The sequence below is a fragment of the Vibrio sp. 10N.261.55.C5 genome (genome assembly GCF_041470505.1).
In the GTDB taxonomy this organism is placed as follows: Bacteria; Pseudomonadota; Gammaproteobacteria; order Enterobacterales; family Vibrionaceae; genus Vibrio; species Vibrio crassostreae_C.
The window spans coordinates 59,889-71,364 of the sequence record NZ_JBFRMS010000020.1 but is presented as its reverse complement, the minus strand read 5'-3'; the positions used below and the strand labels follow the sequence as shown (position 1 = coordinate 71,364).

Here is an 11,476-nt window from a genome sequence, read left to right as displayed (position 1 = left end):
ACTATCCTGCCAGATAGGGATGTAAGCCACAGCAGACGTTTCCTGGCTCCCGTCTCCAGCATACAATTGAAGCCCCAATTCATTTAATGAAGTCGGAGGGGTCTCCATGACCCACTTTACTTCAGTCCAGTATTCTGCTGACATGTTTACCCAAGGCCCCTCACTCCAAACCCAATCTCCATCTTTGATATAGAGTTTACCACCGGAAAACCCGGCTGCTGAGAGGTCGGCACTTAACTTAACTTTAAGTGTTACCGTACCAACAACATCGAAATCAAACCCTGAGACAGGAAACTGGACATAGGCTTTCTTCTCACCCGTGTGTTCTTCATTCACTTTTATCATTAGTGATTTGTCACTGGAGTTCGATTCCGATTCACTAATTGACATAATGGGCTTCTCACCTGTTTCTGATTTTGTAGCGAAACCAGTGGGGACAATTCCATCATCAAAATCATAAATACCAGATACAGGGCCAATTTCAACTCCAGCTTTTGCTGCGACACAGTCTAAAGTAGATTGACTATATTGGTTTGTCCATTGCCAACTTAAACCACCAGCATATTCATTTTCACCAAGGCGCACACATAGTTCTGCTTCTGATAATGGGTCACCAAAGTAATTGAAATCGGCAGGCTTATAAGCATCTGCATCTGCAAAGAACTCTCCAATAACAATAGGCTTATCTAGTTCCCAATAACTCGCTTTATGATAGAAAGGAGACCATGCGCCTTCTTTACCCATATCATCGTAGTAGTGGGGAGCATAAAAATCTAGCCCTGCATTTTTACCCGCAAGGGCTTCCATTTTTTCATCACTGTAATAATTGTCGCCCCCGAATCCATCAGTATTAAACATACCAAGGGATTTAGGTCCTGTAGTAACAAGAACCTGTTTACCTAATTCGTCAGATTTATTGTGAATTGCAGCACTAAGTACCGCTGTAGTCTGGTGAATTTGATCAATACTCACGTTATAAGTAGAGCCCAAACCTTCTCTTTCTCTAAACCATGACTCCGTCATATTTTCAGGTTCATTAAATAGGTCTATCGCGAGCAAGGCTGGATGTCCTGCCACCTCTTCGAGTAAAGGAAAAATAAAGTTATCGATATAACTTTGTTGCATTCCCGGTTCACTTAAAAGCTTAAAGTTTGCATCAACGACTTCGGTTACACCGTCTTGTTTGATAGCTAACATATCAAACGACCATAAGTTGAAGATGACATACATATCTCGTTCAGCGGCAAGATCTAATGCTGTTTTCATATCAGCAATAACCAGTGCTTGCTCAGCTCCGCTTGCTACACTGTTTTTATCTGCTGACCATACAGGACTTACTGTTCCGTTAGTGTGTACCCACCAACGAACAGAATTGCCACCGACACTCCTAACTTGATCAAATAATTGAATTGCTCGAGATTCATCGAGACCGGTCCCAAAATCCTGAGCGTAATTTAACCAGGCCGTATTCACACCGTTAACGTAAATATTACTCTCTTGATAGGACAGGTATGGAACAGATGTACCACCACCGCCGGGAGATACATACTCAACAACATCTGAAGCATTTTCGTGACAACCAGCTAACATAGTACAAATTACGGTTGGTAATATATATTTTTTAAGGCTCATATGTTTCCTTTGCAATGAATTTTATCTGTTGGCCGTGAAATTCAGGCAAAAAAATAGGGAGACTCCCCCCGAAGTTCTCCCAAGCCTAAATACCGCTATATAGAGCTTAAATTAAAAATGAAAAAGTAAGCTGTCTCACTGTAGTCATTAAGTACAAATGTAGATTTGGCTATGGATACCAACAGAAATAAATAGTGGAGTAGAACGAATAGGGTTATGGTTTAAATAACCCTAGGTAACAAAGTACTATTTCATCACACGCTTTTTAGCGCGATTCCAACGTGAATCAAGCTTTTCAAGTGCTTTATCAAAATCACCAGAAGTAATGATGTCTTGAATGTAACCCCCTGAATAGAAATCAATCTTTGAGCGATTCGTTACTTCAATGAAAGTCGAAGAGTTAATTGGAGTTTGGATTACTTGAGGCTCGTAACTCATATATTCGTTCAGCTGAGCTAGTGCAGGCGCTTTAGATTTCAGCGTTGGGATAAACCCAGCAACTTCATCAAAGTCAGACGCTTCAATTAGGAACTTGAGATATGCTTTAGCTGTTTCTTTGTTGTCTGAATGTTTGCTCACGGCATAACCCCAATCATGGTTCATCTGAGCCTTAAGCTCACCTGACTCGTCAGATGGAATGGGCATGAAACCAATGCTGTCAGACTCAGCACCTCGTTCGATAATTTGAGGAATAACCCAATTACCCAAGTAGTACATACCAGCACCACCCGTTGCAATCGCTGCTTTAGAGTCTTCCCAAGAGTTAGTCATAAGATCTTTTTCTGTATAACCATTATCAATAAGACGCTTAAGTACACTTAATGAGGTGTTATAGGGAGTGTCGCCAGAGAATGGCTTATCTTGGTCAAGCATATCTTCGTAAACGGTATCGGTACCACCCACCACTAGAGGGAATTTATCCCATTGTTGTAATGGCCATTGTGCGCCAAAGTTTACATATAGTGGAATCTGGCCCTGGGATTTAATTTTATCTGCGGCCTCGAAGAAGCCAGACAAAGTTTTAATTGGAACCTCAACGCCAGCATTTTTTAGAACGTCTTTGTTATAAACAAGGCCCTCAACAGAGTTACCCATAGAAACACCGTACGACTTACCGTTATTTTCCCACGCATCAAAGAAATAAACTTCTTCGTGTGAATAAATCTCGTTTAGTGGCTCATAAAAATTGCCATACTGCTCTGATGGCACAGAAGGAAGAATGAGAACAAGATCACCATAATCACCAGTGTTCATTCGAGGGCGTAAGCCACCTTGATAATCGGCAAAAGCAACCACTTTTACATCGTTAACATTCGGATATAGCTTCTTAAATTCTTTTTCATACCGGTCATATAGGCCCGCTTCTACTAGATCTGTACGGTTTGTGTAAAAGGTTATATCACCTTTTACAAGCTCTGGGCTGATCCCATCCATAACTCCAGCATTAGCCATGCCATTAAGGCCTAGTAGGATTGAACCAGCAATAAGTGTTTTGGTAAGTGTAGGTACAAACGTTTTCATTATTCTTCTCCATTCATCCCCAGATCAATTTGAGGAATCTGATATGTTTCAACACAAAAAATATTAACGTTACGAATTTAAAATAACCATACGCATATTTTTACAACGTGATGGCCGTCAACATCTTTTATCCTTAGAACATAATAGACACGAAATAAAACCTAAAAATACAAATAAAAACAACAGGTTAAATAAAACACGCCAATGAGGTCAATTTACGTTACTTATTGTGAACAAAGTCACAATAGAATCCATAATATGAGCAAAAACACAAAATCGAAACGTTTTCATTAATTACAGGGTTGATTTAATACACAATACAGAAGAATTAAAGAGCTAAGTATCAACCATTACTGGCAGATTAAAAACTAAGCCCTTTATGAAAAATACTTAAGGATGAATATAATGAAACCCATTTACTACTCTCTACCATTACTTATCGGTCTTGCTGCATGTCACTCAACAACTGTAGTAAATACAGAGAAGCCAACCTTCCCCGCTGAAAGTATTAGCAGTTTTGTGTCTCAAAAAGGCAACCAGCTAATACTTGATGGTCAACCCTACAGGTTTGCTGGCACAAACAATTATTACATGCACTATAAGTCAGATGCGATGATCACTTCTGTACTTGATGACGCTCAAGACATGGGACTCAACTCAATTCGAGTATGGGGCTTTATGGAAGGCATAAGCCATGAACATACTATGCAACCAGAACCTGGCGTCTATACTCCTCCAAGCGGAGTTAAGAGCGCACTAGAACGCCTTGATTTTACAATTGCAGAAGCTAAAAAACGCGGTATTCGTGTTGTGATTGCCCTTACAAACAACTGGGGTGACTTTGGCGGGATGCCTCAGTATGTAAAATGGTTTGATGGAGCGCATCATGATGATTTTTACCGTGACGAACGTATTAAGAAAGCTTACAAAAATTACGTAAAACACATCGTAAACCACACTAACCAATACACCGACATTACGTATCGTGACGAACCAGCCATCATGACTTGGGAACTGGGTAACGAGCCGCGTGCACAATCAGATACATCAGGAGAGCTACTTTACTCTTGGACAAAAGAAATGAGTGATTATGTTCGCTCTCAAGCTCCAAACCAACTTATTGCACTAGGTTCAGAGGGCTTTTTTAAGCGCCCGGGACACGAAGATTGGGCGTACAACGGTAACGAAGGAGTCGATTGGGAGCGAATTATTACTCTGCCGAACATCAACTACGGCACATTCCACCTATACCCGGAACATTGGGGTAAACACAACGCCGAACAGTGGGGTACACAATGGATCAAAGATCATGCAGCGGCAGCGAGAGCAGCAAACAAGCCAGCGGTACTTGAAGAATACGGGATTGGTAAAAATGAACCTCAAAACCGAGATCTAATCTATCGAAAGTGGACTGAGACAGCATATAACGAAGGGCTTGCTGGCAGCATGTTTTGGATTCTAACAGGTTTTGAATCGAATCAACCTGATAACCTTTATCCTGATTACGACGGTTTCCGAATTCTTAAAGATGGTGGGAGAACGGACAAGATATTAACAAACCATTCCAAACAGATGCGTGGATTGAACTACGAAACGAAAGATGCAGTTTTCATCGCATACCCTATTGACGGAATGACAATTCCTGAGCAAAAAATTACGGTTTCGAGCTATGTATTCAGCGAAGGTAGTAGCAACGTCACAAACATAGATCTCCGTCTTCCTGAATCTGGAAAAGTTATACCTATGTTAGATACCGATGGCGATGGTTACTATCATGCAGATCTTGATATTTCTAGTATCGGTTACGGTGAAAAAACACTAATTGCTGTCGCTTCATTTAAAGAAGGCCCTCGCCAAACAGACAAGATCAAAGTTAAATTCAACCGCCCTATTCTAGGTTATGAAGTTGGTACTGCTTATGATTTTTTAAATGGTTCACTCCAAGGTTGGGAGCGAGAAGGTACATGGCAAGCGAGCTGGAAGACTCCCGCATTAGAGGTATCTAACGAGCTAGGAAGCCCAATGTTGAAGTTAAATATTATCTGGTCAGGTGAGAACGATTGGGAAGAATTAAAACTTCGCAATAGTTCTGTCAAGAAGTTCGGCCAACATACTAAACTTCGCTACGACTTATACCTACCAACTTTAGAGAAAGACAATGGTGGTGTGCGCCCTTACGCTGCTCTTGGTGACGGTTGGGTAAAACTAGACGCAGATAAGCATCGTACAACCGTAGATAAGTTAGAAAAGGTTACCATGAACGGAAAAGAATACTACAAGCAACAAGTAGAGATTGACTTAGGTGACGTTTCTAAAAAACTCCCTGACTTATTCTTAAACATTGTAGGAGATAAATTTCCACTTGATGGTTCAGTCTATATTGACAACATCGAGCTAATGAAGCCTGTTTATTAAAAGTAACCTACCCTTATATGAGTTGATGTTTAATAAACTAAAGCGCTCGATGTACTTCATCGGGCGTTTTGGAGTCCTATGATTTATCACGTGAGTAAATTAGATCTAGCTATCAGTAATCTCATAACTTGGTTCTAGTTTCAGCTTTTACGCGCAAATGATTGTACATTCTTAGTTTAGTTTCTAAAACTAATAGTGTGATCACATTGCTTATTCTCTTTAAAGAGAATTTATGACATGGGCCAACAAGAAATACCTCCAAAGTATTACTATAATTACAACTATTATTAATTATTAAAGATGATGTCTAAATATGTCTATTAAAAAACGATATATCGCGCTAATAGCGGCGGTTGGTATAGGTATTGGCTGGTTAACCTTAGGGGGAACTGCAGCTGTTATGCACTATACATCGAGTACTGAGTTTTGTGTTTCTTGCCACACAATGGAAGCACCTCACAAAGAATATCAAGGTTCAGTTCACTTCAGTAACGCAAAAGGCATTCGAGCGGAATGTGCCGATTGCCACATCCCTTCCGATCCGATTGACTACGTGATCACCAAGGTAAGGGCGTCTAAAGACATCTACCACGAATTCATCACTGGTAAGATCGACACACCAGAGAAATACGAAGCACATCGTGAAGAGATGGCTGAAACAGTATGGGCTCAATTTCGTGAGAATAACTCAGCGACATGTCGTTCTTGCCACGAACTCGATGCCATGGAAGAGTTCGAGCAATCTCGTGATGCGGCGAAAATGCACGCTTACGGTAAAGAGAACAACCAAACGTGTATCGACTGTCACAAAGGCGTAGCGCACTTTGCTCCTGAAGCTCAGTTAGACAGCAAAGCGTTCGATACCTTGATGGCCTTTACGAAAAACACGCCAGCAGATGCGAAAGTGGTTTACCCCGTAACCGACATCGCAATGGGCGAATTTGGTAACATAAACCCGACAGCTGAACTTGAAGTCGTTAAAGCTGAAGGCGACAACCGTACTGTAACTCTGAATGCTTTCCAAATGAAAGGCGCAGAACAAGTGCTTTACTTCGGTGAAGGTCAACGTGCAATCGTTGCGACACTAACCGACAAAGGTCAAGAAGCACTGACTACTGGTGAATACGAAGCCGATGTTTACGGTAATGAATGGCGTTCAGTAGCGTTAACTGGTGACATTACGGACCCAGTTGTCGATACCCTAGACCCAATCTGGTCTTATGCAGAAGAGTTGGACAATGTTTATTGTGCAACGTGTCACGCGAAGATTCCTTCAAACCATTTTACTGTGAATGCTTGGGGACCTGTTGCGAAAAGTATGGGCGATCGTACAGACATTTCAGAGCAAAACCTTGAGCTGCTGACTAAGTACTTCCAAAACCACGCGAAAGACGTTGTTGGTCACTAAAGAGAATTAAAAGGATAAAATTATGACTAATATGACCCGTCGTGGATTTATGAAAGGTACCGGTATCACTGCTGGTGCGTTGGCTTTCACATCCTTGACACCAATGAGCGCAATGGCTTCTGAGAAACGCGGCTCTGGTGTATTAACAGCAGGCCGTATGGGCCCAATGCTGTGTGAAGTGGAAGACGGCAAACTGTTGTCAACCACGAATGCATTGGCACAAACGGTTCCAAACAGCCTTCAAACTACAGGCCCGGATCAAGTACACACAAAAGCGCGTGTTAAATACCCTATGGTTCGTAAAGGCTACTTGGCTAATCCATCTGCACCTGAAGGTGTACGTGGTAGTGATGAATTTGTTCGTATCTCTTGGGATGAAGTGTACAAATTGATTCACCAACAACATTCACGTATTCGTCAAGAGCACGGTGCGGAATCGGTATTCGCAGGCTCTTACGGCTGGCGTTCAAGTGGTGTTCTGCACAAAGCGCAAACGCTTCTACAACGTTACATGAGCATGGCTGGAGGTTACTCTGGTCACTTAGGTGATTACTCGACAGGTGCTGCGCAGGTCATCATGCCGCATGTCGTGGGATCAATTGAGGTATATGAACAACAAACAACTTACCCAGTTATTCTTCAGCACAGTGATGTGGTCGTGCTTTGGGGGCTAAACCCAATCAATACCTTGAAAATTGCTTGGAGTTCGAGCGACTGTGCAGGGCTTGAATTCTTCCATCAGTTGAAGAAATCAGGTAAGACCGTGATTGCGATAGATCCAATGCGTTCTGAGACCATCGAGTTTTTCGGAGATAATGCTCAGTGGATCGCTCCGCACCCAATGACGGACGTTGCCATGATGATGGGCATCGCACACACATTGGTGAAACAAGGCAAACACGACAAAGAATTCTTAGGCAAATACACAACAGGTTATGACGTTTTCGAAGCGTACCTAATGGGTAAAGAAGACGGCGTTGAAAAATCCGCTGAGTGGGCGTCTGAGATCTGTGGTGTGCCAGTGAAACAGCTGGAACTACTGGCTGATATCTTCAGCAAGAACCGCACTATGCTGATGTCTGGCTGGGGTATACAGCGTCAGCAATATGGTGAACAGCGTCACTGGATGCTGGTCACGTTAGCAACGATGCTAGGTCAAGTTGGTTTACCTGGTGGTGGTTTTGGTCTCTCTTACCACTACTCAAACGGTGGCAATCCTGCACGTGATGCAGGCGTACTTCCTGCTATTTCAGCGGCTATTGGTGGTGGTTCATCTGCGGGTAACGACTGGGCAGTGTCGGGTTCTTTAAATGCCTTCCCTGTAGCACGCATTGTTGAAGCGCTAGAAAATCCAGGAGTAAGCTATCATCATAATGGTCATAACCTAACTTTCCCTGACATAAAAATGATTTGGTGGGCGGGCGGTGCTAACTTTACTCATCACCAAGATACCAACCGTTTGATCAAAGCTTGGCAAAAACCTGAGCTGATCGTTATCTCTGAACCATACTGGACAGCGGCAGCTAAACATGCGGATATTGTGTTGCCAATTACTACATCGTTTGAACGTAATGATATGACAATGACGGGTGATTACAGTAACCAGCATCTAGTGCCAATGAAGAAAGTGGTTGAGCCTCAAGGCGAAGCGCGTAGCGACTTTGATGTGTTTGCTGATATGGCAGAACTCCTTGCTCCAGGTGGTCGTGATGTATACACCGAAGGCAAAACCGAAATGGAATGGTTATACGGTTTCTACAAAACCGCACAACAAGGTGGTCGTGGTCAACGCATTGCAATGCCAAACTTTAGTAAGTTTTGGGAAGACAACCAGTTAATCGAAATGAAGTGGAACGAGAAGAATGCACAGTTCGTTCGTTACGCTGATTTTCGTGAGAACCCAATCATGAACCCATTAGGTACGCCAAGTGGCAAGTTCGAAATATTCTCAAGAACCATTGAAAGTTACCAATTAGAAGATTGCCCAGCGCACCCAACTTGGTTAGAACCAACAGAGTACACAGGTAACGCTAAAAATGGCGAACTGCAACTGATGACAGCACACGCAGCGCATCGTCTGCATAGCCAGTTCAACTACGCGAAGATCCGCGAAGAATACGCGATTGCAGACCGTGAGCCGATTTCAATTCACCCTGAAGATGCGAAAGCTCGAGGCATTAAAACCGGTGATTTGGTTCGTGCACATAATGGTCGTGGACAGGTATTGGTGGGTGCATTAGTGACTGATGGCATAAAACAAGGCTCTGTATGTATCCATGAAGGCGGTTGGCCAGATTTAGATAAAGATACAGGCTTATGTAAAAACGGTGGCTGTAACGTGCTTACGTTGGATATTCCGACTTCTCGTTTGGCGAATGGCTGTGCTGCAAACTCTGCGCTTGTGAAGATTGAAAAATACACAGGGCCAGTATTAGAACTTACGGCATTTGATCCTCCCCAAAATGGATAGTTCTAGAATAAGTGAAGTAATTCTCCGTCCATAGCTTTCAGACTAAAACAAGACTATTTAGAGGCCTTTGGCGCGCGCGTCAAAGGCCTCTAAATTATTCGTAAGTGTGTTTTATGACTATCTTCATAAAGGGCATTTATGTGGTCTTACGACGTTGATTAGCGTGGGGCCGAATGAGATTGGTAATCTAAATGATCTGCATTAGATAGATTGAACACTTTGTTAAGTGTCTTGGGCTTTCCATACTTATAGTTATTCATGATGTGCTAATTTAGGAAAGTCACTAGTTCATTTTTATCCAAAAGCTTAAGGAAAACTAGTTTCAACTCTTCAGACAGTTTACTAGCAAAGCACTCTTGGTAGGTCTTTTAACTTTGTCGTGTATTGAGGGGATAAAAAATTACGTTTCATAGCCCAATCATGCGTAGTTCCTTGAGCAGCTAGGAAAATCGAATCACGACCCAACTTGTTATTCAGTTTATCTATGGCTTTCATTAACGCAGGGTTATCTGGCTCCGAAAATAAGTCTTGCTGACGCTGCCGATCGGATACTAGGTTCATAGCTCCTACGCCAATCTTGTAATAGCTGACACCAGGCTTAAACAACCTTGTTGCCATCAACGTCACTGCTTTCGCCAACTTACTTGTATCGTTGGTTGGAAATTCAAATATGTAGGTGTCTTTGAAGTTTTGCGGTATGTCATCAAAAGGTGATGTGTTGGCAAAAGCCATGAGAATAGCACATGAGCTCTTTTGGTTGCGTGCTTTTTTTGCCACTGTGGCAGCGTGAAAGGCGAGGGCTTGCTTTAGTTCTTCAAGTGACGTTATTCGGTTACCGACGCTACGAGTGCTAAATATCTGTTGTTTGTCCGCTCTGCATTCGTCCCAAGCTTTGCAAGGATGGCCATTTAACTCACGAACGGTTCGTTCAATTTCTACATTGAAAGAGCATCTTGCTTGTTCAGGACTTAAATTCGCTAAATCGAGAGCCGTTTCAATCCCCATTAACTTCATACGTTGTGTCAATCTTCTTCCAACTCCCCAAACTTCAGATACAGATTGTGATGCTAAATATTGTTGGCGTTTGTCTTCAGAATCAATGATGCAGACACCATTCAACTCTTTATCAACTTTTGCAACTCTGTTGGCCATTTTAGATAGTGTTAAAGTATCACCCACACCAAAGCAAACGGGCAACCGACACTCTTTCCAAACAGTTTGACGAATCCGTTGACCGAACGAGATTAAATCTGACTCAATATGTGAAAAACGACTGATATCTAAAAAGCATTCATCTATTGAGTAAATATGACTCCTTGGTGAGAACGCCGTAATTGTTGCCATCATTTTTGCAGACAGGTCAGCATATAAAGCATAGTTTGATGAAAAAACGCTCACACCACGCTTTTCAATGAGTGCCTTTTGCTTGTAATAGGGCTCAAACTTTTTCACTCCAACTTCTTTTGCCAACCTATTCGCAGCTACAACGGCACCATCATTGTTTGATAAGACAATACAGGGTAGGTGTCGTAAATCAGGACGAAATACTTGTTCGCAAGCGACATACATAGCGTTGCAATCTATAAGAGCAAACATTACATGAACTCAGGCAGTGGTTTATGTAGACGGATAGAACGTATCACAACCCCTTCAATCGCAAAGGCATCTTCTGGATGGATCTCAATAGGCAAATGATGAGGATTTGCTGACAGCAAAAGCCTGTTATGCACATCAAGGATCTTGCACATAAATGCACCATTTAAGCTGACAATAACGGTATCAAAATGTTGAGCTTGTGGCTTTCTATCGATGACTAATAAGTCGCCGTTGAAGATGCCAATTCTTTCCATGGAATCTCCATTAGCATAAGCAAGGTATGTGGCATTAGGGTTATTGACTAAGACTGAATCCAGGGAAACACCAAGCTCAACATACTCAGCCGCTGGTGATTCCCATGAGGTGAGTGAACAAGAAATACTGGATGGGGAAAGCGGTAGAATATGCATGTTAACGATCTCAGAATATTTACT

7 protein-coding genes are annotated in these 11,476 nt (G+C 42.3%); 3 read left to right on the top strand and 4 right to left on the bottom strand.

Annotation, left to right across the window (positions count from 1 at the left end; translation table 11 throughout):
- Nucleotides 1–1,632, bottom strand: a 1,632-nt coding sequence (locus AB4263_RS10120; protein ID WP_372098165.1) for a cellulase family glycosylhydrolase, incomplete at its 3' end; no start/stop codon positions are given.
- Nucleotides 1,633–1,878: 246 nt separating this feature from the next.
- Nucleotides 1,879–3,153 carry an ABC transporter substrate-binding protein gene (locus AB4263_RS10115; protein ID WP_102370548.1) on the bottom strand — a complete coding sequence of 425 codons (1,275 nt, stop codon included), beginning with the start codon at nt 3,151–3,153 and terminating at the stop codon, nt 1,879–1,881.
- A gap of 405 nt (nt 3,154–3,558) precedes the next feature.
- On the opposite strand from AB4263_RS10115, the gene AB4263_RS10110 reads away from it, so the two are divergent.
- The 3 genes from AB4263_RS10110 to AB4263_RS10100 all read left to right on the top strand — a co-directional run bounded on the left by AB4263_RS10110 (nt 3,559) and on the right by AB4263_RS10100 (nt 9,446).
- Nucleotides 3,559–5,568: a cellulase family glycosylhydrolase gene (locus AB4263_RS10110; protein ID WP_372042966.1), complete on the top strand. Its 2,010-nt coding sequence runs from the start codon at nt 3,559–3,561 to the stop codon at nt 5,566–5,568.
- A gap of 313 nt (nt 5,569–5,881) precedes the next feature.
- Nucleotides 5,882–6,976, top strand: a complete 1,095-nt coding sequence (locus AB4263_RS10105) for a NapC/NirT family cytochrome c (protein ID WP_102370550.1) — start codon at nt 5,882–5,884, stop codon at nt 6,974–6,976.
- A 22-nt stretch (nt 6,977–6,998) separates the two neighbouring features.
- On the top strand, nt 6,999–9,446 hold the full coding sequence (locus tag AB4263_RS10100) for a molybdopterin guanine dinucleotide-containing S/N-oxide reductase (protein WP_372042965.1): 2,448 nt from the start codon (nt 6,999–7,001) through the stop codon (nt 9,444–9,446).
- A gap of 342 nt (nt 9,447–9,788) precedes the next feature.
- Here the strand turns inward: AB4263_RS10100 and AB4263_RS10095 are convergent, their stop codons facing one another.
- Complete coding sequence (locus AB4263_RS10095; protein ID WP_372042964.1) at nt 9,789–11,042, bottom strand: Y-family DNA polymerase; 1,254 nt, start codon at nt 11,040–11,042, stop codon at nt 9,789–9,791.
- A partial coding sequence (locus AB4263_RS10090) for a LexA family transcriptional regulator (RefSeq protein ID WP_241904374.1) occupies nt 11,042–11,476 on the bottom strand: 435 nt, incomplete at its 5' end. The genes AB4263_RS10095 and AB4263_RS10090, both read right to left, overlap by 1 nt.

Excerpts from the sequence above, each read along its gene's own strand:
- AB4263_RS10110 (WP_372042966.1), top strand. The coding sequence starts at position 3,559 with ATGAAACCCATTTACTACTCTCTACCATTACTTATCGGTCTTGCTGCA.
- AB4263_RS10100 (WP_372042965.1), top strand. The coding sequence starts at position 6,999 with ATGACTAATATGACCCGTCGTGGATTTATGAAAGGTACCGGTATCACT.
- AB4263_RS10095 (WP_372042964.1), bottom strand. The coding sequence starts at position 11,042 with ATGTTTGCTCTTATAGATTGCAACGCTATGTATGTCGCTTGCGAACAA.
- AB4263_RS10115 (WP_102370548.1), bottom strand. The coding sequence starts at position 3,153 with ATGAAAACGTTTGTACCTACACTTACCAAAACACTTATTGCTGGTTCA.
- AB4263_RS10105 (WP_102370550.1), top strand. The coding sequence starts at position 5,882 with ATGTCTATTAAAAAACGATATATCGCGCTAATAGCGGCGGTTGGTATA.